The organism is Desertivirga arenae (genome assembly GCF_017355785.1).
GTDB lineage: Bacteria > Bacteroidota > Bacteroidia > Sphingobacteriales > Sphingobacteriaceae > Desertivirga > Desertivirga arenae.
In genome coordinates this window covers 147,090-173,733 of sequence record NZ_JAFEWE010000011.1, presented here as the reverse complement: position 1 = coordinate 173,733, position 26,644 = coordinate 147,090, and the positions used below count along the sequence as shown (strand labels likewise).

The 26,644-nt window shown below is 41.0% G+C and carries 16 protein-coding genes; 15 read left to right on the top strand and 1 reads right to left on the bottom strand.

From position 1 onward, the window contains the following. Positions 1-155: 155 nt before the first annotated feature. The 6 genes from J4N24_RS19390 to J4N24_RS19365 all read left to right on the top strand — a co-directional run bounded on the left by J4N24_RS19390 (position 156) and on the right by J4N24_RS19365 (position 14,793). Positions 156-2,462, top strand: coding sequence for a glycoside hydrolase family 3 C-terminal domain-containing protein (locus tag J4N24_RS19390; protein ID WP_207535383.1), 2,307 nt, complete (start codon positions 156-158; stop codon positions 2,460-2,462). 512 nt (positions 2,463-2,974) lie between these two features. Further along, on the top strand, positions 2,975-6,178 hold the full coding sequence (locus J4N24_RS19385; protein WP_207535382.1) for a SusC/RagA family TonB-linked outer membrane protein: 3,204 nt from the start codon (positions 2,975-2,977) through the stop codon (positions 6,176-6,178). A gap of 17 nt (positions 6,179-6,195) precedes the next feature. Then, a complete protein-coding gene (locus tag J4N24_RS19380) occupies positions 6,196-7,872 on the top strand; it encodes a RagB/SusD family nutrient uptake outer membrane protein (RefSeq protein WP_207535381.1) in 1,677 nt (558 codons plus the stop codon). 83 nt (positions 7,873-7,955) lie between these two features. Beyond that, a complete protein-coding gene (locus J4N24_RS19375) occupies positions 7,956-10,976 on the top strand; it encodes a SusC/RagA family TonB-linked outer membrane protein (RefSeq protein WP_207535380.1) in 3,021 nt (1,006 codons plus the stop codon). A gap of 11 nt (positions 10,977-10,987) precedes the next feature. Continuing rightward, positions 10,988-12,640 carry a RagB/SusD family nutrient uptake outer membrane protein gene (locus J4N24_RS19370; protein WP_207535379.1) on the top strand — a complete coding sequence of 551 codons (1,653 nt, stop codon included), beginning with the start codon at positions 10,988-10,990 and terminating at the stop codon, positions 12,638-12,640. A 518-nt stretch (positions 12,641-13,158) separates the two neighbouring features. Further along, positions 13,159-14,793, top strand: a complete 1,635-nt coding sequence (locus J4N24_RS19365) for a S8 family peptidase (protein ID WP_207535378.1) — start codon at positions 13,159-13,161, stop codon at positions 14,791-14,793. An 85-nt stretch (positions 14,794-14,878) separates the two neighbouring features. On the opposite strand, the gene J4N24_RS19360 is transcribed toward J4N24_RS19365, so the two are convergent. After that, the gene (locus J4N24_RS19360; protein ID WP_207535377.1) at positions 14,879-15,610 is read right to left on the bottom strand and encodes a GntR family transcriptional regulator; all 732 of its coding nucleotides are present in this window, start codon (positions 15,608-15,610) and stop codon (positions 14,879-14,881) included. Positions 15,611-15,831: 221 nt separating this feature from the next. On the opposite strand from J4N24_RS19360, the gene J4N24_RS19355 reads away from it, so the two are divergent. The 9 genes from J4N24_RS19355 to J4N24_RS19315 all read left to right on the top strand — a co-directional run bounded on the left by J4N24_RS19355 (position 15,832) and on the right by J4N24_RS19315 (position 26,627). Beyond that, entirely contained in the window at positions 15,832-17,649 is a 1,818-nt protein-coding gene (locus J4N24_RS19355; RefSeq protein WP_207535376.1) for a class I mannose-6-phosphate isomerase, read from the top strand. Positions 17,650-17,678: 29 nt separating this feature from the next. After that, positions 17,679-19,079 (top strand): sugar porter family MFS transporter, encoded by a 1,401-nt coding sequence (locus J4N24_RS19350; RefSeq protein WP_207535375.1) that lies wholly within the window; start codon positions 17,679-17,681, stop codon positions 19,077-19,079. A gap of 44 nt (positions 19,080-19,123) precedes the next feature. Continuing rightward, the gene (locus tag J4N24_RS19345) at positions 19,124-19,492 is read left to right on the top strand and encodes a hypothetical protein (protein ID WP_207535374.1); all 369 of its coding nucleotides are present in this window, start codon (positions 19,124-19,126) and stop codon (positions 19,490-19,492) included. A 5-nt stretch (positions 19,493-19,497) separates the two neighbouring features. Beyond that, a complete protein-coding gene (locus J4N24_RS19340; RefSeq protein ID WP_242691737.1) occupies positions 19,498-21,867 on the top strand; it encodes a GH92 family glycosyl hydrolase in 2,370 nt (789 codons plus the stop codon). A 26-nt stretch (positions 21,868-21,893) separates the two neighbouring features. Further along, positions 21,894-22,094: a hypothetical protein gene (locus J4N24_RS19335; RefSeq protein ID WP_207535373.1), complete on the top strand. Its 201-nt coding sequence runs from the start codon at positions 21,894-21,896 to the stop codon at positions 22,092-22,094. Further along, positions 22,075-22,395, top strand: coding sequence for a hypothetical protein (locus J4N24_RS19330; RefSeq protein WP_207535372.1), 321 nt, complete (start codon positions 22,075-22,077; stop codon positions 22,393-22,395). Before J4N24_RS19335 ends, J4N24_RS19330 begins: the two co-directional genes overlap by 20 nt. A 213-nt stretch (positions 22,396-22,608) precedes the next feature. After that, positions 22,609-23,649, top strand: a complete 1,041-nt coding sequence (locus J4N24_RS19325; RefSeq protein ID WP_207535371.1) for a glycoside hydrolase family 43 protein — start codon at positions 22,609-22,611, stop codon at positions 23,647-23,649. Between the two features lie 78 nt (positions 23,650-23,727). After that, positions 23,728-25,329, top strand: a complete 1,602-nt coding sequence (locus J4N24_RS19320; protein WP_207535370.1) for a beta-N-acetylhexosaminidase — start codon at positions 23,728-23,730, stop codon at positions 25,327-25,329. A 98-nt stretch (positions 25,330-25,427) separates the two neighbouring features. Next, the gene (locus tag J4N24_RS19315; protein WP_207535369.1) at positions 25,428-26,627 is read left to right on the top strand and encodes a copper amine oxidase; all 1,200 of its coding nucleotides are present in this window, start codon (positions 25,428-25,430) and stop codon (positions 26,625-26,627) included. The last annotated feature ends 17 nt before the right edge of the window (positions 26,628-26,644 follow it).

Genomic DNA, 26,644 nt, shown 5'->3' with positions numbered 1-26,644 from the left:
ATGTCGTAGATATGAGGTTTTGTGCGAAAAAGTAGCCCTTTTATGGCGATTTTGGTATCAGTTGTTAATTACTTTTTCCTGTAATTGCACATCCAATTATTAGTTCCGTAGGCTTTGATCTTCTATAAAAATACCAATTAAACATAAAAACTAGAATGAAGTTATATCTGCAATTATTTTTTGCTCTTATTTTATTTCCTTTCCTTGTTCAGGCTCAAGCAGTAAATACTCCCCAGTTAGGTAAGAGCACGGTTAAAGAAGTGATAGCCGCAATGACCCTGCAAGAAAAAGCGCAACTGGTAGTTGGAGCTACCGAGTTGAAAAAAGCGTCTTCGACTGAAAATGGTACTACAATCGGTTTCACCGAACAAAGAGTACCAGGTGCTGCAGGAATTATGGCAGCCATACCCAGATTAGGAATACCGGCGTTGATCGTAAGCGACGGACCTGCCGGTGTTCGTATTAATCCGATCCGCAAGGCCGACAGGAGCAGAACATATTATGCAACGGCATTTCCTGTCGGAACTTCCCTTGCATCAACCTGGGATACGAAATTGGTTGAAGAGGTAGGCCGGGCATTCGGGAATGAAGTTAAAGAGTACGGAATTGACATTTTATTAGCGCCCGGGATGAACATTCATCGTAACCCTCTTAATGGCAGAAATTTTGAGTACTATTCTGAAGATCCTCTAATTTCAGGTAAAATGGCTGGAGCCATAGTCAGAGGAATACAGTCAAATGGTGTAGGAACTTCAGTTAAACACTTCTCCGGAAATAATCAGGAGGCCAATCGAAATGGGGTCGATGTAATTATTTCAGAAAGGGCTCTGCGAGAAATATATTTAAGAGGCTTTAAAATTGCGATAGAAGAGTCCGATCCCTGGACCGTTATGTCATCCTACAACAAGCTTAATGGGGTTTTTACAGCCGAAAGTCGGTCTTTACTAACCACAATTTTAAGAGACGAATGGAAATTTAAAGGTTTTGTAATGTCTGACTGGGGCGGTGGTAGAGACAGACCAGCAATGATCAGGGCCGGGAATGACTTAATTATGCCTGGCCGACCGGGGCAATCTGATATGATTGTTGCTGCCGTTAACAATGGAACACTTGATGTAAGATCGCTTGATGAAAGCGTAGAGCGTATACTTAACATTATTCTTAAATCTCCAACTTTTAATAAGTATGCTTATTCGGATAAGCCCGATCTAAGGACTCATGCAGATGTTGTCCGTCGGGCAGCTGCAGAAGCAATCGTGCTTCTTAAAAACGAAAACAAAGTGCTTCCCTTTAGCAATAAAACAAAAAGTATTGCAGTATTTGGTAATACCTCTTTTAAAACTATCGCTGGAGGTTGGGGAAGCGGAGATGTAAATAAAGCCTATGTCATCTCAGTGATTAAGGGAATCAGTAATGCGGGGTATACGGTCGACAACGATTTAAAGAAGGACTATCTGCATTACTTTACAAGAGATTCTGCCGTTCAAATGGCTGCAGGAGCCAAGTGGCCTAAGGCTGCATTGGAGATGGTTGTGCCGGATAGTACTATAGAAGAAAAGGCGCGAACTTGCGATATTGCGGTATTAACAATCGGCAGGAATTCAGGAGAAACCTCAGATCGCGACCTGGAGAAGAACTACCATCTTTTGCCCGTAGAAACTGAGCTGATCAGGAAAGTTGCGGAGGCATTCCATAAGCGCAACAAAAAGCTAATAATTGTTCTTAATGTTGCTGGGGTTGTAGATATGAAGGGCTGGAAAGATAACGCGGATGCAATCCTTCTCGCCTGGCAACCAGGACAAGAAGCTGGTAATTCAATTGCAGATGTATTAAGCGGCAATGTTAACCCCTCGGGTAAACTTGCTACTACCTTTCCTTTAAATTATTCAGATGTTTCCTCTTCCAAAAATTTTCCAGGTACCCCTGTTGAAAAGCCACTTAGCGTGATCTATCAGGAAGGTATCTACGTGGGCTATCGTTACCACGATACCTTCAAAGTGCCCGTAAATTATGAGTTCGGCTATGGGTTATCTTACACCAATTTTGCTGTTACAAGTTATAGCATAAGTAAACCCTCGGCCGACGGCTCTTTTGAGATAAATTGCAGAATTAAAAACACCGGGAAACTAGCAGGTAAGCAGGTGGTACAAATCTATATCGCTGCGCCAACAAGTAGTCTTGACAAACCAGCGCAGGAATTAAAAGCTTTCGGTAAAACAGTTCTGTTATCACCTGGGCAGTCCCAGCAAATGAGATTTACTGTAAGAGGGCAAGATCTGGCATCCTTCTATTCGGATAAATCTGCTTGGGTTACAGATGCAGGAAGATATGAAGTCAAAATAGGGTTCTCGTCAAGAGATATTCAAAACACTGCATCCTTTGTGTTGAAGAACAGTGTTGTTGTAGGGAAGGTAAATAAGGTGATAGCTCCTGTGCTGCCGCTAAATGAATTTAAACCCTGAATTACTTGAAAAGATCTGTCAAGTTGGGCGCACCGAAAAGTGCGCCCTTTTTTGTTGCATCCTATACGGCCTGTGAATGCCTTTAATCCTCTATAATTTCCTGTATACATCTTTCAAAACTAAGCCATCGTTAATTAAAGGTTAATACTTGCTTCTCAAAAAAACGATTTTTTTACTGCGGAATCTATCAATTCCCCTTCCTGAATGCCCTCAAAAGCGGTTTTGGGAACGGTTGCTTAAAAATAGACCCTTATTTGCAGATTTTTAATGCCTTCTAATGCTGCGATAATAATGAAGTTTGACCTAACCAATTAGAACCATTATGTTTAAAAACTTCTCACTTTGGCACTTGCAAGTAATGGTGCTGTTTTTATCCAAATCAGATATTCCTCCAGTGATTACCCGGAGGTTTATCCTCCTGAAAAATTGCTTGAGTTTTAGAAGCAGTAGCTCTTAAACGAACAGCAGTAATTTATAAAATGCAGTAACCAATCTATTTTAAACTATTAAGTATGTATGTATTTTTCCTTATGCACAACAAGGTCTTTTGCAACTCTTCGGGTAAATTAATGTACTCCAGGGCCTTTCTTATCTTGCTATTTACAGTAATTGCAGTTTTTTTACCATCTGATTCAAATGCAGTAAATTTTAGTCCGACTACTAATCTTTCCGGCTCCAGTGTTCAGGAAATCATAAAAGGTATTGTTAAAGATAATACAGGGGAGCCGTTGCCGGGAGTAAGTGTTAAGGTAAAAGGCGCTTCAACCGGTACTCAAACAGACAAGAATGGTGCATTTTCAATAAGTGCTCCTTCCGGTGCGGTTCTGATATTCTCTTTCATTGGGTTTCAACAGCGAGAAGTTGCAATAAAAGGTTCTGAAAACATATCCGTTACACTTGCTCCACAGTCAAATTCCTTGACAGAAGTTGTGGTCAATGGTTATACCAGTCAGAAAAGGGCTGATGTAACTGCAGCTATCAGTACCATTTCCGGTAAAGAATTACTTCGATCGCCGGTAACAAATGTTACGCAAGCATTAGCTGGGGTGGTACCCGGACTTGTAGCACAACAAACTCAGGGACGTCCAGGCTTCAATTCAGCCAACCTATACATCAGAGGAAGAGTTTCTTCATCAGCTACTGCTTTAATTATTGTAGATGGAGTTGAAAGAACAACCTTTGGAGATATTGATCCCAATGAGATTGAAAGTGTTAACATCCTGAAAGACGCTGCCTCAACAGCATTATACGGATTGAAGGGAGCCAATGGGGTTATAGTTATCACTACAAAAAGAGGTAAAACAGGGCCAGCCAGAGTAACTTTTAGTTCAAATTTTGGATTTGTAAGTCCTACATCAAGGCCAGGCATTCTTGGTGCATATGAAAGTGCGATGATCTATTCTGAAGGACAAGACAATATTGGTGAGGCCAGAACTTTTACGGATGAAGACCTGCAGATATTCAAAGCGGGAACCGGAGACCCCTTATTATATCCTAATGTAAATTGGTATGATGAGCTGGTAAAAGATACCTGGTACCAAAATCAGCAAAATCTAACAGTATCAGGAGGTACTAAAAACGTTAGATATTTCACATCATTCGGCTATCAGTCAGAGCAAGGAAATTTTAAAGAATTTAAAACGCCTTTAGATTATAGTACGAGTCCTAGTTATTCACGTTATAATTTTAGGGCAAGGGTAGGGATTGATATTTCACCTACCACTAATTTCGAGGCTAACCTGGCAGGAAGAAATGAGCATCGCTATAGTCCTGCAGGGATGAGTCAGTATAATGATCCGGCGGGTGTAGTAGGTAATGGAATAGAAGGATTGGTAGGACGATCGTTAAAAATCCCAACCTGGGGGATACCATTTTTCCCTCAGTATACCAACTCGTCAGACCCCGATATACAAGCTCTTGATAATACTTATAATCATATTGTCAATTACGCATGGGGAGTCAATTCATTTAATCCTTATGCTTTTTTAACCTATGGTGGGTATGCATTTACAGATAATAATGTAGCTGAGGCTGTTTTTACGTTGAATCAAAAACTTGATTTTCTCACTCAAGGCCTTTCACTGAAGGCTCAGCTTGGATACGATGCAACGTTTATTTCCGGAAAGCTCCAGCGGGGAAGTGTTGGATATTTTAGCCTGGATAAATCTACTCGGGAACTGAGTCCTTTTTCTTCTACCTATAACGATTTCCTGGGTGCCCCAGCTTATACCAGAACAGGGTACAATAAGACAAACCTTCAGGTCTTTCTTAACTATGCAAGAACATTTGGTAAGCATAATGTCTCAGGTAACTTTATTGGGCAGCGGGAATTACGTGGATCTTTAGATGCATCAGCACCTTTCGCTAATCAGGGGATTATCACTAAGGTTGATTATAATTTTGGAGGAAAGTATCTGTTTGGTGCAAGTGCTACTTATAATGGGTCAGAGAATTATGCGAAAGGTTATCGCTATGGGTTTTTCCCGGCAGTATCGCTCGGGTATAATATTGCCAATGAGAATTTTATGAAAGAGATCGATTGGATCTCAATGTTAAAATTAAGAGGATCTGTGGGTAAAGTAGGTATACCTAGTCCCGGTACAGGAAGATTTTATTACCAGGACAGGTTTGGAGCGGGAGCTAATATTCCCTTTGGTAACCCAAATAGTAATTTCAGTGCCACTACTTATACCCAAACGCAGTATGGAAACCCTTACGTAAGTTTTGAGACTTCCCTAAAAAGGAATATCGCCCTCGATGCTACTTTCCTTCGCGATAAATTAAGTTTTACAGCCGAGCTCTTTGACGATAGAAGATCAAATATTTTAACTACGCGGGGCGCTACAAGTTTTGCTACCTATGGTGCAACAGTTCCCAACACAAATTACGGGGTTAACTATAACCATGGCTACGAACTATCTGCTGGATTTCAAAATCGATCTAAGGCCTTTACGTATAGTATTACAGCGAATATGAGTTTTGCCCGCAACAGAAGGGAAGTATTGGATGAGGCGCCTGGGGTGTTACCAAATCTTAGAGCTAAAGGTACACCTCTGGGAACTTATTATGGCTACCATTTCATTGGCTTCTACAAAGATCAGGCTGATATTGATAACAGTCCTCTTAATAATCTCACAAGTGCAAGATCTATTCCTGGGGATTTGAAGTTCGAGGATATAAACGGAGATGGCATGATCACCAATCTTGATCGTATGCCAATCGGACATCCTGATATTCCTGAGTATAACGCCGGACTTAATATTCAGCTAGGGTACAAAGGCTTCCAGATATCTGCATTATTTAACGCAGTTGATAATGTGAGCTCAGATTTGGTCTTTTATAGTAATACTGTCAACCAATATTATGGACCTATGTTAGGAAGGTGGCGTCCGGATAATACAAATGCTACATGGCCGGCAATACGTCCGGGATTAACTGCAAATCCTAATGAGAATGTAAACGATTTTTTCCTTCAGGATGCTTCTTATATTAAGCTAAGGAATGTTCAATTAGCTTATTCCTTTCCAAAAAAAGTGCTGAACAGGCTTCATTTAAGCAACTTAATGCTTATTGCCAGCGGTCAAAACCTGTTTACCTGGACCAATTTCTATGGCGTTGATCCTGAAAATAATATCGTAGGCGGTACTTACAATTCTGGAACAACTGTAATTCCAACCACTAAGATCATCAATTTAGGCCTAAATGTAACCTTTTAATATCCATAAGTAAAGACATGAAAACTATAAAAGCACTGCTGTTTTGTTTGGTAGCTATTAGCTGCTCTTCGTGCGAAAAAGACTTCTTACAACGGGATGTTGGAACTCAGACAACTTTAAAAGATGTGTTTCTGGACCCTTTACAAGCTTCCAGGTATGCCGACAATACCTATTCATTTAGCATCAATGATTATGGAAGGCTAAGTGGATATAAAGGAATGACAGCGCAGTTTACTGACGAAGCAATATCAAATGGGGCTCAACCGGAGGTAGCTGCAATGAATAAAGGGTTATTCCTGGATCCAAGTGCAAGTGATGTTGCTAGCATCTACAGCCAGATGTACCGGGGGATTCGCAACGCAAATACTACCCTGGCGAACATGGATTCAACTCCATGGACGGCGGACTATCGTCCGGATCTTATTAAAGGCGAGCAACTTTATCTAAGGGCTTATTTCTATTTCGAATTATTAAAACGTTTTGGAGGAGTTGCTTTGCTTACCGAAGCACAGGAATTTACTGAAGCTGCAGTTGATATGCCTCGCAGTTCTTTTGACGAAGTATTGGCAAGGATACTTGCTGATCTGGAAGAGGCTAGAAAAGTCTTGCCATTAACCAATGAAGATTGGCCCAATCCAGCTGCTCAGGCTAACAGGGCCACTGGAGCAGCGGCAATGGCCTTGAAAGCAAGAGCGTTAATGCTTGCTGCAAGTCCCCTGCATAATCCTGCAAATAACAAGGATAAGTGGAAACTGGCAGCTAATGCAGCCAAAGAAATTATCGATCTTAATAAATTTTCTTTGCATCCAGATTATGCAACAGTTCTTACCGTTCCAACATCACCAGAATACATAAGGATATGGCCTAGGGGAGGAAGAGGGTTTGTCGGAACGTATATTAGTGATTTTCTGGTTCCAACAAGTTTTGGCGGAGCTCAATCAAACCTATCTGTTACTCAGAACCATGTAGATTTATATGAAATGAAGAACGGGAAGCCAATTAGTGACCCGACATCCGGATACAATCCACAAAATCCTTACGCTAACAGAGATCCAAGACTAAAAGTTAATGTTCTTTATAATGGAGAAACCTGGCAGGGAAGAACGGTAGAAACCTGGCAATCTGAACCTAATGCACAGGGAGCAATCACTTATGGACGTGATATTAATAATACACTAACATTTACAAAAACCGGCTATTACATCAAGCGACTCTGGCCAGAAACATCACGTTCTGGGTCAACAGCAAGCGCACTTCTTAACTATGTATTCTATCGTTATGCCGAGGTCCTTCTTAATTATGCGGAAGCATTGAATGAAGCAGAAGGTCCGGTGGGAAATGATGTAAAAGAAAAAGTAGATATGGTGAGAGTGAGGGCAGGTTTGCCGGTACTTCCAGATAATCTTACCCAAAGTCAAATGCGGGATAAGATAAGGAATGAACGAGCAGTAGAATTTGCTTTTGAAGATATGCGCTGGTGGGATATTTTAAGATGGAAGAAAGGGCCTGAGATAGTGGCTCAGCCAACTAAAGGTATGAAGATAGAAAAGAAAGCTAACGGAACATTTACCTACTCCGTTTTTGAGCTTCCAGCTTTTAATAAGGTTTTCGAAGACCGCATGCATATCTATCCAGTTCCACAAGCTGAAATTAATAAGAGCGCCGGCAAGCTGATACAGACTGAGGGGTGGTAAACTCATGCACATTTGAATATACAAGAAATGAAAAGCTTATGGCCTGTCCACCGGTCAGCTTAGATCAACTAGAATTTAAAGGAATGAAAAATATTAAATGTTACTGGCAACCTATTGTAGTGCTCATGCTTTTATGGTGTACGCAAGGCTATAGCCAGACCGCAAATAAGATAAGATATAAAGGAAGGATCACCAGCGAAACAGGAGATCCGGTCTCAAATGCCAGAATTGGTGTAGTTGGAGGTAAAGGGGCCTATTCTAATCATAAAGGTGAATTTATAATCAATTGCACTGCTAATGATACCCTTTTAGTGAGCCACTCTGGATTTGCTCCAAAAAAAATCGCAGCTGCTGACCCTCAACCGGAAATAGTTCTTGATAAAACAGAATCAAACCCTGACGAGGAATATGTGCGGATTCCTTTTGATTCGCGAAGGAAAAGAGAACTGAACTACGCTGTGAGTTCCTTGGATGCTTCCGACTTGCCCAGACTTCCACTAAGTAATCTTTCTACTATACTAGCCGGTCGTTTAAGTGGGCTCTTGGTTAATCAGACCAGCAATCAACCGGGAGGTGACAATGCAAACTTTATGGTTAGAGGTCGGTCTTCTTATGCTGCTGGAAACACGCCTACTGTTTTAGTGGATGGAATAGAGCGCGACTTTATTGATATGGATATCAGTGAAATTGAGAGTATATCCGTGCTTAAGGATGCTGCTGCATTAAACTGGTATGGTCTTTACGCTTCTAACGGCGCAATACTTGTAAGCACAAAAAGAGGAAAACCTGGGCGAAGTTATCTTAGTTTCGATGCTCAGGGTGGATTTCAGTCAGTGAAAAACCTTGCAACTCCTTTGAATTCCTACGACTTTGCCTCGCTATATAATCAGGGTTTGAGAAATGCTAATCAGGTGGAGGCCTATAACCAAACTGCTTTGAACGGATATCGTGATCAAACAGACCCTTATTTATATCCTGATAATAATTATGTAGGGCGGTTTCTCCGTTCTTCAGCACCCACGCAGCGTTATGCTTTAACTTTCGGAGGTGGAGGCGACAGGTTACGATATTTCAGTGCTCTTACCTTCTATAATCAGGACGGTTTGTTTAAGGAAACCGAGACTGAGAATTATGACCCTAACCTGAACTTCAAGAAATACAATTTCAGGCTGAATCTGGATTATGATGTCACCAAAAGTTTAGGTATAAGCCTTCTGGCCGGGTTACGGAGGGAGCAGAGGAGCGACGTTGGTGAGGGGTCCGCGGCAGTTTTTAATAATTTGTTCAATTTACCTCCTAATGCGTTTCCAATTTTAAATGCGGACGGTAGTTATGGCGGAAACCAAATGTATCAAAATAATCCCCTTGGTCAACTAAGAGGCACGGGTTATACCAGCACAAGCACAAACGTTCTGCTTGCAACGTTGTCTGCTAAACAACGCCTCGATTTTATAACAAACGGTCTTTCGGTAAACGCCCTTTTTTCTTACGATGGTTATGGGAATTATACCAACGGCTTGACAGAGAATTATGTAGTGGTAGATCCGCAAGGGAATACCCTCCGTACGTCTGCAATCCTTGCTTACAGATTTGCCGGCTTCGGGAACAATACAAAGAACAATGAATTCTGGGCGGGGCTGGATTACGACAGGACTTTTGGCGGTAAACATAAGGTAACAGCCGCAGTCAGAGGTCAGCAGTATATCAGCCATGTGGTAGATCAAATCGATTACAGGGGACGAATGCTGGTGATGAGAGCTGATTATGGTTTCAAAGATCGATATTTTGCAGGTTTTACTGCCAGTTATTCAGGATCAGAGAATTTTGCTCCAAACTCTCGTTTTGGCTTTTTTCCTGCAGCCTCGACAGGTTGGGTAGTGTCTGACGAACAGTTTTTAAGGGGCATTAAAGCAATTGATTATCTTAAAATAAGAGCATCATATGGCAGAAGTGGCAATGTCGCACCTACTTACGATGCTAATGGAAACCTTGTCAGACTACCCTATCGAGCCTTATATACGAGGGGCTCAGGACCGATCCTTGGATCGTCTTTTTCATCAACAACTACAGCCTATGAAATTGGCCCCACGGGGAATCCTGAAACTACCTGGGAAAAAATTGATCGTCTCAACATCGGGGCAGATACTCGCTTTTTCAGAAATTCTTTGTCTTTGTCTTTCGATTACTTCAATGAAAAGAGAAGGGACATTTTAGGGGATTCAAATCTTCCAGGTATCCTTGGAATAACCGTCAGCTCTGTAAATTCTGGTAAGGCAAGAACTGAAGGATTTGATGCCGGATTGAAGTACATGAAAGCTTTTAATGATCTGCAATTATCCTTCAATGGTAATTTCACTTATGCTAACAATAAGGTAGTTTTTAGAGACCTTCCTGCCGGAATTATTGATTATCAGTCGCCAATTGGGTATAACATTGGTAATGTTGGTTCCTCGGGGACCAAGCAATTTTATATAGCTGAAGGCTTATTCCAAAATCAGGCAGAAATAGATGCCAGTCCTAAGCAAGCTCTTTCTGGATTGGTGGTGCCAGGCGATATCAAGTACCGCGATGTTAATGGAGATAATACGATCGATAGCAGAGATGCGGTAGCAACTAACTTTACCGATATTCCGAAGGTCTATTATGGTTTTGGATTCAACTTGAATTATAAAATCTTTGATCTAAACACTCAGTTCCAGGGTATTGAAGGTAGGACAATAGATATCAAACCTATAGTATTTTCGGGTCCCAATGGATTAAATCAGTTGTCAAGATATAGTTGGACCGCCGAGACTGCATCTGAAGCTCAATATCCAAGGATAGCTCTTTCAGATAATGCAAATAATAGAGCCAACTCCGATTTTTGGTTGCGTTCTGGAGATTACCTAAAATTAAGAACCGTAGAATTAGGCATTAGCCTTCCTGCCAAAGTTCTAAGGAAAATTCCTGTTAAAGCTGCCCGCCTTTATGTCGGGGGGTACAATCTGTTTACTTTTTCTGAATTAAAAGGCCTCGATATTGACCCTGAAACCTCCACAGCAGGTGTAGGCTCAAATTACCCCTATGTAAAGACATATGCTTTAGGCCTTAATGTGAAATTATAAAAGAAACTATTATGACGATCATAAAAAAAACCTATGGAGCACTAATTCTGCTTACGCTTCTGTGTTCCTGTAAAGATGATTTTTTTAAACCAGACTACTCTCAGGGACCAATTACAGAGGAATCCGTCTGGGTTACAGACCGGAGAGTTCGCGAGTTCCTCAATAATGGTTATAACTATTTGATCAACAGGTATAATGTTGATGGTAATGGAGCCCTGTTAGCTAGTGCAAGCGATGAGGCGGTTAATTCGAACTTAAATAGTAGTATCAATACGATTAATAATGGTACCTGGGGGCCGCAACGCACCTTCGATAGCCAATATACTAATCTATATAATGGTCTTAGAGTGGTTAATGTATTTTTAGAGAAATCACCCACTAGTGTAATCACTCCCCGGTCTGACTTACCTAAATTAAGAGGGGAAGCTTTTTTCCTGCGTGCTATGATGCATTTCGAGCTATTTAAAAGATATGGAAAAATAGTATTAGCTAACAGATCATTTAAGGTAACTGAAGATTTGGATCTACCAAGAAATTCAGTTGAAGAAGTAGTTCAATCAATAGTTGCAGATTGTGATTCTGCAATTAATCAGATCGACGCAGGGTGGACTAAAGATTGGGACGCTGCTAATTATGGAAGGGCAACCAAAGCTTCAGGCATGGCTTTAAAAACAAAGGTTTTATTATTTTATGCAAGTCCTCTCTACAATCCTGCTAATGACAAAAATCGTTGGCGTGAAGTAGCTAAAGCAGCTAAGGTCCTGATTGACCAGAATAAACACGGATTATTGTCAAATGCCGATTTTCAAAATTTGTGGGATTATACAAATACTGCAACCTCCTACAACAAGGAAGTGATTTTTGCAACACCTGCAGGCAGTATTAATACCATTGAAGCGAACAACGCACCGATAGGTTTTACCGGAGGTTTAGGTAGAACAAACCCAACGCAAAACCTGGTAGATGCTTTCGAAATGACAAACGGCAAACCCATCTCTGATCCAACCTCAGGATACGATCCTCAAAAACCTTATACAAATAGGGATCCTCGCCTGGCACAATTTATTGTTTACAATGGCTCAACCTTTAGAACAGGCTCACTTACCCGGGCAGTTGAAACATTCGATAATGGTTTGGATAATGTATTAAGCAATGTTAATAGAACTAAGTCCGGCTATTACATGCGGAAATTTTTAAGCACTAGTGCTACCTATAATATTAATAATGCAACAAGCAGACGTCGCCCCTGGGTATTATTTCGGTATGCTGATATCCTCCTGGCTTATGCCGAGGCAATAAATGAGTCTGATGGCCCAAATACAGAAGTCTATAATGCGGTAGATGCTGTTCGTCAAAGGGTCGGAATGCCAAAGCTGCCGACAAATCTTACTCAGGAGCAGATGCGGGCTAAGATTAAGAATGAACGGAGGGTGGAGCTTTGTTTTGAAGAGCAGCGGTTTTATGATGTACGACGCTGGAAAGAAGGGGAGACTTATTTTAATGCTCCTATTTATGGAATGCGTATTCTAAAATCGGGAACTACACTTTCATATACACCATTCCTTATTGAAAATAGAGTATTCAGTTCCAAAAATTATTTATTCCCAATTCCTCAGGACGAAGTTAATAAGACGAAGAATCTGGGGCAAAACGAGGATTATTAAATTTTAAAGTTATCAGCTCCTTTTGTTTACCGGCAGATCCCTTCCAATAGTTCAATTTACAGGAGAGGAGATGTCAGGCAATCAGCTGCTAAAAAAAATAAAAAAAATTATAATCCCGATAATAAGTTGGTAATGTCAGCGTTTTAGGATCATAATTGGTTAGTTGGCCTGCGTCCCCATGATGCGGCCTTTCTTTTTTTATAGGCAGGCCTTCCGGTTCATGGCGTACCAAATCCAGAAATTTGTTCTTTGAACCTCAAATCCTTTCTCACATTATCTTGCATGCATTTGGAGTCGTTAAATGTCTTTCTCTCGTGTTGATTTTTCATTTGCCATAGTATTAATAGGCCTTTCTGTTGTATTTTAGTGTCCCCCTTTCGTTAATAGTGTGAATAAGCTCCATCTTTGCTGGAAAAGATTTTGAGATTCGCATATATTGCATGTGCACGAAAGGGGGCAGCAATTAGTGGTAATGAAACCCTTATAGGAAGGGGTTTTCAGATAGAAATAGGATGAAAATGAAGTTTAAGATAAATAAGATGATGCTCAGCGGAGCATTATGGATGCTGCCATTTGTGGTATCTGCGCAGAAGGATAACTGGCATAATATGGATCTGCAACGCGACTCTGTATTTGGTATCAGTACCGAAAAGGCTTATGTTGAGTTGCTAAAAAGTAAGCCTGCAAAGAAAGTGATCGTAGGAGTGATTGATTCCGGTGTAGATACTCTTCATGAGGATCTTCGTACGGTGCTGCTGAAATCCTCCATTGAAAAGCCCTCTAACCAAAAGGACGAGGATAAGAACGGCTATACGGACGACCACCTCGGTTGGAGCTTTATAGGTTCTGCCAAAGGAAATGTGGATAAGGATAATCTTGAGCTGGTAAGGCTGGTGAGAAGAGATCGTAAGCGATTTGCAGGTAAAGATAGTACAACTCTAAAAGGTCAGGCTTTAACTGATTTTAAAGCGCATCAGTTGAGAGAGAAGGAACTTGCAGCCGAGTTAGAGAAGGCAAAGCAAGGGTACGCAGGAGTGCAGGGTTTTGCTGCGGTGCTTGATGAGGTTTTGAAAGGGATAGGTAAAGAGAATCCAACAGCTGAAGAATTAGCTGCTTATCGTCCGGCTAATAACCGAGAAGCCAACGTTCTGAGAATATTATCTATGGCCCTACAAAGCGCTCCTTCGGTGGCTGCTTTCCGCGAGCAGGAGTTGGGCAAGGCGCTTGATCATTTTAAAACCCAGCTGGATTACCAGTTGAATATCGATTATGATCCGCGTGCCATTGTAGGCGACAACTATGAAAAGAGTTCGGAGAAATATTACGGAAATCCGGATGTGATGGGCCCAGACGCAATGCACGGTACCCATGTCGCGGGAATTATTGCGGCTGAGAGGACTAATAGCAAAGGTGTTCTTGGTGTATGTGAACAAGCCTTAATACTTTCGGTACGGGCCGTACCAGATGGAGATGAACGCGATAAGGATGTTGCTAACGCAATACGTTATGCTGTAGATCGGGGAGCTAAGGTGATCAACATGAGTTTCGGAAAAGCTTACTCCAGTGATAAAACAGTAGTGGATCAGGCGGTTCAGTATGCCATGAAAAAAGATGTTCTATTGGTACATGCCGCCGGGAATGATAATAAAAATCTTGACGAACGCCCGAATTTTCCAACAAGAGCCTATTTAAATAAAGGTGAAGCCGGAGCATGGCTGGAAGTAGGTGCTTCAAGTTTTACCAATGACCTTAATCTAAAAGCTCCTTTTTCAAACTATGGCAAAACTACAGTAGATGTATTTGCCCCAGGAGTCCAAATAAATTCTACGGTTCCGGGTTCTGGTTATAGAAAATTGGATGGTACCAGTATGGCTGCGCCAGTGGTCGCAGGCCTTGCTGCTTTGATCCGTTCTTATTATCCCCAATTTTCTGCTGTGCAGGTAAAGGATATAATTGTGCGTTCAGTAGTAAAGGTGGATCATCCGGTTATGCTGGAACGAGAAGGTCAAAAGGTGCAGGTTCCTTTTACCGATCTTTGCCGCACAGGTGGTATCGTTAATACTTATAAAGCTTTGGAATTAGCTGCTGAATTAGCAGCAAAGAAAACTGCTACTATTGGCGCGGAAGGTTCAAAAACCATTAAGTATAATTAGGTTATTTCTAGTTCCTGGTTATTTAAAATATCATAAAAAAGAGGCTTAGTAAGCCTCTTTTTTTATGTAGACTTTATCAATAATTCTATTCTCTTCTGCTTTCGACAGTATAAACAAAGCTGCCAGCTTTGTAATAACCTAAATTGTATTCAATAGGACGGTCTCCCTGATCGAAAACGAACCTCTTTCTTAATAACACAGGACTATCAGCTGCAATCCGCAGTTTTTCCGCAATAAACGGATCGGCTCCTTTTGCACTGATTTCTTCTTTAGATAGGGTTGCAATTACAGAGTAATCCTGTTCAAGTAGCTCGTAAAGCGGCCTTTTAAAATCTTCGTCCCCAGTTAACCCGATACGCGGATGGAAGTATGAAGCGAAATAGACAAAAGGTTCCTCCGGTCTTCCTCTAACCCGCTCCATCTTTAACACCTGGCGATCCTTACTTATGTCGAAAAAATTTGCAAGGGCATCATCAGGAAATACCCAGGTAACATGAAATTCAAAATTCTTAATAGTTATGCCTCGAAGCTTCATTTCCTGGGAGAAACTGAGCCAGTTGTTGGATCTTGAACTAACCGCATTGTCTGCAACCGTGGTTCCTTTACGCTTCTTCCTGACTAACAGACCTTCAAATACAAGCTTATTTATTGCTTGTCGCAAAGTAGTTCGGGAAATTGCCATCATTTTGGCCATTTCTACCTCGTTCGGCAACGTCTTGCCATTTCTGTATTCTTCAGAAGCTATTAACTCTCTTAATGCAGTTTCTGCCTGGATATGTAGGGGAACAGGGCTTTTGTGATCAATGGAGTTCTTCATAAAACTGCAATACTAGAAATATTTTTCTCCGAAATCAATTTGTGCGACAAAAACCGATTGAAAAAAAGTTATCAATTGTGTTTTACTTTTACAATCAATATTAATATGTTTGTACATATTGATTATCAAAACGCCTTTTTCTCTTTATTTATGCTAAGGTTTGGTTATATCAACGGCGTCTTGTTTGCTGAAATTGAATATATGTACATACAATACTACAAATGACTAATTATAATCAACTAGAAAAATTAATAGTAGAGGCAGCGCCAGGAGAACTTATCCGCAGGAAATCTTCCCAATATCTGATGCCTGTTAAATTAGAAGGGCATCTTACGGAAAAAGAAGAGTATAACATTTACCCCTTTTGTCCACTAGGAGATAACAAGATTTTTAATGGCTATGAAGGCTTGGCCAAATATATTATGGAGCAAGGCTCAGTGATCATTGACGGGTTTGCAGGTGTTTTTTGGGACGATGTAGTAAGTGGATTAACAGAGTACTTTACAGATACCGGCTTAACAACTAACATTTTAAAAACATCTGATTATTTCAAGTCCTCAGAGGAAATCGAGCGAATGGTTGAGCCATTTCTTGGATCAGATGATTCTGTTTGGGGAACCAAATGTACCTTAAGCCTGGATAGCTTGTATAATCAAGAGTTGTTTGAGGTAAAGCCGAAGCTTGATTGTAATATAAATATCCTTATCGGCTGCGGGGCTGCTTTGGTAAACTGGAACGTTCCTGTAGTTTATTTTGATCTTCCCAAGAACGAATTGCAATTCCGAATGCGGGCAGGTTCGATAACCAATTTAGGTTGCAATGCTCCTTCGGAACCTGCATCAATGTATAAGCGCTTTTATTTTGTGGATTGGGTACTGTTGAACGATCACAAAAAGGCCATTCTTGAAAGAATTGAAGTTATAGCAGACAGTCAATGGGGAAATGATATTAATTGGATGTTTAGAGAGGCGCTATTCGAAGGCCTTGCTAAAATAAGCCATACAGTTATTCGGGTAAGGCCCTGGTTCGAGCCTGGGGCCTGGGGAGGCCAATGGATTAAAGATCATATTAAGCACCTTAATAAAGATGTGGTTAACTATGCCTGGTCCTTTGAATTGATAGTTCCTGAAAATGGGTTGGTATTTGAAAGTGACGGTTATCTTCTTGAGGTCTCTTTCGACTTCCTAATGTTTAATAACTATCAGCAAGTATTAGGGAAGCATGCTGGAGTGTTTGGACATGAGTTTCCTATCCGTTTCGACTTTCTAGACACCTTTGATGGCGGAAATCTTTCCATACAGGTACACCCGCGGTTGAAGTACATACAGGAGGTTTTTGGCGAAAATATTACGCAGGACGAGACCTATTATATTTTAGACTGCAGGGAAGATGCTAAGGTCTACCTGGGATTCCAGGAAAATATTGATGAGGTTAAATTCAGGTCCAGCCTGGAGGTGAGCCAAACCGAAGGCAAAGAAATAGATATTGAAGACTTTGTACAGTGCCATACTGCCAAAAAGCACGATCTGTTTCTAATTCCTAATGGCACCATTCATAGTTCCGGCAAGGATAATCTTGTTCTGGAGATCAGTGCCACCCCTTACATTTTTACATTTAAAATGTATGATTGGCTACGACTGGATTTGGAAGGTAAACCTAGGCCTATAAATATTGAACATGCTTTCAATAATCTTGATTTTGAAAGGAAAGGAGATCGGGTTGAACGAGAATTGATTTCTCATCAATATGTTCTGGAACAAGGACCAGATTGGCAGATAATCCATTTGCCAACCCATAAAGACCACTTTTATGATGTACACAGGCTAGAGTTTACTAAAAGTGTTGCTGTAAGCACTGATAATTGCTGCCATGTAATGATGTTAGTAGAAGGCTCTTCAGTATTGCTGAAAACACCAGATGGCTGCAGTCAGGTATTTGCTTACGCTGAAACCTTTGTTATTCCAGCTACTGCATCAAACTATGAGCTCATTAATCTTGGAGAAGGAAAGGCAAAAGTTATTAAAGCCTTTTTGAAATAAATATTCTAACCACGAACCAAAAAAACGTTATGGAAAAGAAAAGTAATGCCTACCTATATCTCATATGTGCGGTAGCTGCGCTTGGAGGTTTTCTGTTTGGCTTTGATACAGCTGTTATTTCGGGTACTGTAACTCTTGTAAAAAACGACTTTAACCTGAATGCGGTAAGCGAGGGTTGGTTTGTTAGTTGCGCATTGCTGGGTTGTATTGCAGGGGTAATGTTATCTGGAAGACTTAGCGACAAGTATGGCAGGAAACCTGTCCTTTTAATTTCAGCAATCCTGTTTCTGGCCTCTTCTATTGGCTGTATGCTTACTGGCTCTTTCAGTACGCTTATCATCTTCCGGTTGGTAGGAGGGGTAGGCATAGGAGTCGCTTCTATGGTTTCTCCACTTTATATTTCAGAATTTGCTCCACCAAAGTACAGAGGTATGAGGGTTACATTATACCAGCTTGCCTTAACCATTGGTATAGTGATCGCTTATTTTTCAAACGCATACCTTGTCGAACATGCCTCTTCAAATCTTCCAAATGCTGCATTTAACAGAATTTTCTCAACTGAAGTGTGGCGGGCAATGCTTGGACTAGGGGCTGTCCCGGCTGCTGTGTTTCTTCTCTGTATCTTCCTGGTGCCAGAATCTCCCAGGTGGCTGTTGTTGAAGGGACAAAGGCAGGAAGCCGCTGACATCTTAATCAGAGTTAATGGAAAGCAAATTGCCGAAGCAGAGGTTCTTGAGTTTGATTTATCTCAAGATGAAGATAGAAATGAATCTTTAAGTGAATTATTCAAACCGGTTTATAGAAAGGCGCTCTGGATCGGTCTTCTGTTGCCATTTCTATCCCAAATTTGTGGTATCAATGCAGTTATTTACTATGGTCCAAGAATTCTTGAAGAAGCAGGATTTACATTGAATAGTGCTCTGGGCGGACAGGTAACAATCGGTCTGGTGAATGTTGTATTCACCTTCGTTGCAATATTTACTGTAGATAAGTGGGGCCGCAGGCCGCTTCTATATGTTGGGATAGCAGGAGCCGTACTCTCTTTAATTCTAATAGGAGGACTATTCGCCTTAAATATTATATCTGGCCCGTGGATATTGATTTTCATTCTTGCTTTTATTGCATGTTTTGCCTTTTCTTTTGGCCCGGTATGCTGGGTGGTGATCGGAGAAATATTCCCGAACGCCATTCGTGGTAAATCAATGGCTCTTGCAACCCTGTCCTTATGGATCGGCAACTTCATTGTTGGACAGTTAACTCCAGTAATGCTTGAAGGTGTAGGTGCATCCTGGACCTTTTGGCTCTTCGCCCTGTGCTGCTCCCCCGCTCTATGGCTCACCTGGAAGCTAATTCCCGAAACCAAGGGGAAATCGCTTGAATACATTGAAAATTACTGGAACCAATCCTATAACGAGCGTCTCAATAAATAGAACTAATTAAACCAATTATATGAAATACAAAAATTTACCAGGTCATGAATGATCCAACGTACCTTAGTAGGGCTCAGGCCTTGGGTGCAGCAATGAATACGGTATTATGGAATGCTTCACGTAAAAAGTATATTTTTAATACTACGGATAACAGGGTAAATCCGGCCTGGTGTGCATGGGGCTCACAAGCAATGATACGTCTGTATGAAGCTGACAATAATAAAACCTGGCTTGAATATGCCAGGCAAAATATTGACGGTTTAAATGTTTCAAACAGGAATCCGACAACAAAGGCTTATCATTTTTTTGCCAGGATGGATGGCTCTGATCGCTCTGCAGAAATTGAAGGGGTCGACCAGGCCTGGATGCAAAGAGTTCAGGCTTTATATTCGAAATACAGCACAACTAAATAGTTCAAATGAAAATAAAAAAACATATTAAGGCAGCCATGCTTCTGACTGCTATAAGTTTAGCCTCTTGCGGTGTAAAACGTGAAAGCGTTCTTAAGTACGTAAATCCTAATATTGGTACAGCTCATAGCAGATGGTTTTTTTATACACCTGCCGCAACCCCGTATGGAATGGCAAAACTGGCCCCATCTACTAACGGAAGTTATGGAAATAACCAGGGTTGGGAAGCTGTAGGTTATGATACCAGGCACAATTCTATTGAGGGATTTGTCCATTTCCACGAGTGGCAGGTAGGTGGAGTAAGTTTTATGCCAACAGCAGGTGAATTAAAAGTTAGACCTGGAGATCTGAACAAACCAGGGTCTGGTTACCGTTCCAACTTTGACCGTAAAAATGAACTTGCAGAACCGGGTTACTACAGGGTGAAGCTTGACGATTACAACATTTTGGCTGAATTAACTGCTACAAAACATGTTGGGTTTCATCGCTATACCTTTTCGCAAAATCAGCAATCCCGTATAATACTGGACATTGGGAACGTACAGGGAGAAAGCGGACCGGTAAGTGATGCTTCTATCCGAATGATCGATGATGTGCATTTCGAGGGATTTGTAAAAACATATCCAAAATACTTTGTTCAGTACGATCCGGAAGGTAGGGTATCCATGTATATCTACGGGCAAATCAGCAAAAAGCCGGCAAAAGTTGGGGCATTTACTGCTGCAGGCATTCAGCAAGGTTCCAATTCTGCCTTTGGAAAAGGTGCAGGCTTATATTTGGAGTATCAAACCCAGGATAAGGAATCAATAGAGCTTAAGGTAGGATTATCCTACACTTCTATTGAGAATGCTAAGTTGAACATGTATGAAGAAGCTGAAAATTTAACTTTTGATAAAGCGAAAAAATTAGCACAATATACCTGGCAAAATGAGCTTAGTAAACTCTATGTAGAGGATGAGAGCACCGCAAACAAGACTAAGTTTTATACTGGTTTATTTCATGCTTTGCTTGGCCGTGGGGTTGCAAGTGACGTTAATGGATCTTTTCCGAGGCACGATGGTACAATAGGACAGCTTCCTAAGGATAGTAAAGGTAAATTTAGCTTTGATTTTTTAAATACCGATGCTATTTGGGGTGGGTACTGGAATTTAACTCAGTTGTGGGCGCTTTCTTATCCTCAGCATTACAGTAATTTTGTACATACTCAACTTCAAGTGTATAAAGAAAGAGGTTGGTTTGGTGATGGTATCGCTAATAGCAGTTTTGCTTCAGGGGTAGGCACAAATATGGTCGGACTTGCAATTGCTGCTGCTTATAATGCCGGAATTAGGAACTACGATACAGATCTTGCTTATAAGGCAGTTTATGAGAATGAAATGGGCTGGATGAACAGGAAAGCAGGTGCAGGGAAAATGGATGTGAAAGCCTTTGTTGAGCGGGCTTATAGTCCCTTTATTGGAGGAACCGACAATCAATTTATTACAGATTCTACGGGTTCAACTTTTTCTGCTTCTCATACTATGGAGTATTCTTATAGCGCTTTTGCTGCTGCTCAGATGGCAAAGGCAATGGGTAAGGAAGGAGATTATCAGAAGCTTATCAAATACTCTGACGGATGGAGGAATTTATTTAACCCGCAATCCAAGGTTATTCACCCAAAGGATCTAAAAGGAAACTTTATATCCAACTTTGACCCGAACCAGGCTTGGAGAGGTTTTCAGGAGGGAAATGCGATTCAATATACGTTCTTTGTTCCTCAAAATCCCCGGGCCTTGATTGATGCAGTAGGTAAAGAGGAGTTTAATAACCGTTTAGAGAGTATTTTCAACAATGCTCAAAAGAACGGTTTTGGTGGCGGAAAAACAATTGATGCGTTTGCCGGAGTTAATTCACTTTATAATCATGGGAACCAACCTAACTTACATATCAGCTGGCTGTTCAATTTCTCAAACAAACCTTGGTTAACTCAGAAATTCACACGAGCCATAAATGATGAGTTCTATGGCACAGAAAGTATTCATGGATATGGTTATGGACAGGATGAGGATCAGGGACAGTTGGGCTCCTGGTATGTTTTATCTGCATTAGGCTTATTCGATGTAAAAGGGTTTTCTGATCTAAGGCCGAGTATTCAGATCGGAAGTCCCATCTTCAAACGTACTACTGTAAAACTGGGAAATGGCAGAAATCTGGTTATTGAAACGCAGAATAATTCAGCTGAGAATGTTTATGTACAGTCAGCACGATTTAATGGTAAGTCCTTAGAGTCTTGCTGGCTTTTTAGAGATGAATTAATGAAGGGTGGCAAATTGGAGCTTGTCATGGGGGCTCAGCCAAATACCAGTTGGGGCCTCTTATCACCTCCATCAACTCAATAGCTGATAGCGTTATCTGATTATCCATTATGAAAATTTCAGCAATCCTCCTTTCTCTGAACTTGCTTTCTGCGCCTGTTTTTGCGCAGCCAGCTAAAATCAGAAGACAGGAATATCTAAGGCGGGCAGAAGAGATGTATAGAAAAGTATGGCACCATTACAGGGTGCCTGCTCATAATTTATTTGCTGAAAACTTTCCTTCCGGAGGTGGTGATACACCTAATTACTAGATATTATTCAGCTGTCAATAAAAATCAAACCCTTAATCTTCACATTGACCTTCCCTGGTTTGTAACGGTCCTTTTTAGGGGATATGAGGCGCTGTACAGAATAGATGGTAACGATAAATACATCAAAGCGATTGAGAAAGACTTGAACTATGCCTGGGATAACTCAAAGGATAAGTACGGCTTTATTACCCACAGTTGGCTACCTGCCAAGGAGGAACTCAGGAAGCCAAAATGGCTATTGGACGAGGCCTGTATCGCGGAACTGTATGCACGTCTTAGTTTTATCGGGCAAAAGCAATAGGTATAAAACTTGTCCTTCTCTAAATTGGTTATATAAAAAGCTATCCTCCTCCCAGGAGGATCGCTTTTTTCAAAGCTGCACCTAATTTCATCAGAGTCTAATTATTCTCACATCAATCAGCTTCTGCAACATGCGATGCAATAAGCATCAGTAAAAAACTTAGTCTTATATTCGTAACATCGTTTCTACTAACCAAGCTTTAAAGAAATAGCTATGTTTAAATTTTTAGGAGTCACTTTTATAGTAATCTTTGCGCTAAATTTATTGACGGCGAAGGGGCAAAAACTGAAGAAGAACCAGTTTGACAACCCGATAGCCCTGCAGCGTGCAGATCCTTTTGTTACTAAATCAGAAGGGATATATTACTTCATAGCCACTGTTCCCGAATATGACAGGATAGAATTGAGAGCATCAAAGACCATTAACGGTATCAAGAATGCGCCGGCCGTAGTTGTATGGCGTAAGCATGATAAGGGCATAATGGGTAACCACATTTGGGCACCCGAGCTTCATTTTATTGAAGGGAAATGGTACATATATTTTGCTGCTGGTTCTGCAGAAAATAAGTGGGAGATCAGGAAATACGCTTTGTCTAATTCCTCAAAAGATCCTCTCAAAGGCGAGTGGAAGGAAGAAGGGCAGATAGTAAGTAAAAGGAATGAATTCACTCTGGATGAAACCACCTTCGTGCACAAAGGTCAGAGATACATGGTATGGGTCGACAGGGCCTCAACCACAGTAAGTAACACTGGTTTATATATAGCCAAAATGACAAGTCCTACCACCCTGGATGATAAGCAGGTGGTAATATCAGAACCTGAATATGCATGGGAGACGAAAAAGTACCGTGTGAATGAAGGGCCTGCTGTCATTGTCCGGAATGGAAAAGTGTTCATGACCTTTTCTGCAAGTGCTACTGACGCTAATTACTGCCTTGGACTTCTGTGGGCAGATGAATCCGCTGATCTTCTTGATCCGAAATCCTGGCACAAACTACCAGAGCCTGTATTCTTTACTAACGAGAAATTTAAACGCTTTGGTCCCGGACACAATAGTTTTACAGTATCAGAAGATGGTAAGACAGACATCATGATCTATCACGCCCGAGACTATAAAGAGATAAAGGGTGAGTCGCTTTACGATCCTAACCGGCATACCCGTGCAAGAGTGTTAAGATGGACAAAAGACGGGATGCCTGATTTTGGACAGGACCTTGACGATAATGACATGGCACTTAAGAAAAATAGACCATAATACTTTATTCGCGGAAGAGTTGTAGTTGTATTAGTAACAATAGTTTTTAATAATTTTTAAAAACTATTGTTACTTTTATTGAAATCGTATAATGATCAACTCTCGGCAATGGTTTTTAAAAGTACACTACTTGGTTTTCTAATTTTTTCTATTTGGAATTCGTATGCCCAAGCCCCCGGGCTTATTCCTGCACCAGTTAAGGTCGTTTCTTTAAACGGGGATCTTACACTTAATTTCCGGCCAGAGGTTCATGCTTCAGGGAGTTTAGTAAGGGAGCGGCAACTAGTTAAAACCTGCTTTAATTCATTAAAAAAGAACAAGTACAGTAGGAAATTTCCTGTTCGTCTTTCAATTGATCCTATAATAGCCAGAAGAAATAAGGAGGGATATAGTATAACGGTAGACTCAAAAGGGGTTACTATCAAAGGAGGAGGTGCTGCAGGAGTTTTTTATGGCATTCAAACATTAAAGCAGATCATAAGGCTAGAACCACAGGGAAGAATTACAATTCCCTACCTTTCTATTGTTGATCACCCTCGCTTTGCATGGCGAGAGTTCATGTTTGACGAGGCAAGGTATTTTAAAGGGAAGCAGGTAGTCAAGCAGTTATTAGACGAGATGGCGCTTTTGAAAATGAACATTTTTCATTGGCACTTAACCGATAATACAGGCTGGCGATTAGAAATCAAAAAGTATCCTCTACTTACCAAAGTTGGAGGTAAGAGAGATTCCTCTGAGATCAAAGTAAATGGCATCAGAGGTTTCTATGACGGAAAACCTCATAGTGGTTTCTATAGTCAGAAGGATGTAGCAGAGATTATCCGGTATGCCGCGGAAAGGCATATTACTGTAATCCCCGAAATTGATATACCAGGACATACCAGCGCCGCAATAGCTGCATATCCCTGGTTGGGAAGCGCTTCGGTTCCAATCACCGTACCTTTTTCGTTTGCCAACCAACCAAATGTGCTGAAAGTCTCCGATCCACGTGTAAGAGGCTTCGTAGAGGATGTGTTGGATGAGGTTATTCAACTATTTCCTTCACAGGTGATCCATGTAGGCGGTGATGAAGTGCTATACAAACACTGGGACCAGTCGGATGAGGTGCAAGCGTTTATTAAGGAAAAGGGATTATCTTCTTCTGCCGACCTGCAACTTTGGTATATGAATACGGTTTCGCGTTATCTCGAATCAAAGGGAAGAAGAATGATGGGCTGGAATGAGATCCTCGGGGATAAGATCCACGACGAGATAGCAAATGGCGATTTAAAAGTCAGTGGTAATCTCGCTCCAAATACTATTATCGATTTTTGGAAAGGGGATGTAAAGCTGATGAAGAAGGCCGCCCAAAACGGATATGAAATAGTGAATTCCATCAACTATAAAACTTATATGGACATTGAAAAAGTTAAGCTGAAGGATGCTTATGGCTTTGAACCCGTCCCCCAAGGATTGCCTTTGGAAGAGAGGCAGAAGTTTCTAGGTTCTGCCTGTCATATGTGGAGCGAATGGATCCCCCTGGTGAATGATCTGCATGGCAGGGTGTTTCCCAAACTTGCAGCTTATGCAGAAGTTGGATGGACACAGAAAGAAAACAAAACATATGAAGGATTTCGGGATAGGCTTTCCTGGTTCTATCTGCATTGGAAAAATGCCGGCATAAAATATCTGAAAGAGTAGTCCTCTTTTTCTTTTTAAAAATATTTAAAAAGTATATATGTCTTGTTAATTTTATTCTTATATTTACCATCAAGCTGGTATACAAACACACATTCATTATGATCTCTACTTCAATTTCAACGCTTGCTAAAGGGTCTGTTCTTGCTTTTTCTTTACTGGTATCTGCTTTTGGTTATTCGCAGACGATCACCGCAGAACAGAACCAGAAAATCATGAATGCTAAGCAGGGAAGCATTATATCTCTTGATGGTTTTCTTACTGAAAAGTTTCCTCTGATAAATTATCAAAAAGTTGTTTTGCCTGGTCCTCAATATATAATATCCGATGATCCTGAGTATATAAGGGAGCCTGAAGGGATATCATTGCAGGAAAAAGTTCAGCCAGGTGCTGTGCGTTTATATGTATATAACGTAAACGGAGTAAAAGATCCTCAAAAAATTGAAAGGAAGATTACTGCGGTAATAAAAAATCTGGGATCTTCAAAACTCAACATGCGAATGCTCAAGTACTCTTCGCAGAAGCCAAGTTCAAATTATTTTCAAATCGGTAAACAGGGTCTTGCAGATTATTTCGCTTCAAATGGAGAAGAAAGGGTAAGGACAATAAAGCCGGGAGAAGCCATCCCTGTTGACGAGCAGCTGGAGAAGAATGTAGTAAAGTATGATGAATTGGTCCACGGCTTTTATGAGTTCGTGATTGATCAGCCGGCAGAGATAAGTATTATTCAAACCTCTCCCAAAGAGAAAGGTTCTGAGGCGCTAAAGCGGATTAAGAATATTCTTCCTCCAAAAGGGCATAGCGGAGCAGGGCGTGGAGTATTTGGTGTTAGTAATTATGACATAATAACGGATGGAGTGGTCGACACAAAAAATGGTGTAGCTCAGATCATGTTGGCTGACGGTAAAATAGATCCATGGGTTTTAGGCAAGGAAAGTAGTCGTGGCCAACAGGCAAAGCTTGCTGGAAATTACGGAGTAATGTATAATATTAATATGAAGTGGAAAAGTTCTGATGGCAAAGGTTTGGCTTTGGTAAGCTGGAACTCGCGTTCGGCTGATAATAAATGGTGTAATGGAATGGCCATGACTATGCTGGTGGATAAGGGTAAGTTTGAGAAGGGGATTGTAAAGCTGCCTTCCGATAAGCTCACCACTCGTGGAGCTCCAGAGGCAATAGTAATTCAGGTATTTCCTCCTGCGCCTAATGGTGAAGAGCAAACCATCAACCTGACGTATTCTCCCCCGGGAGCCTCTTGCTTGCCAACACCTTTGATCTTTATTCCCGTGGATTTGAAATAATTAATGTTATTGTTGGC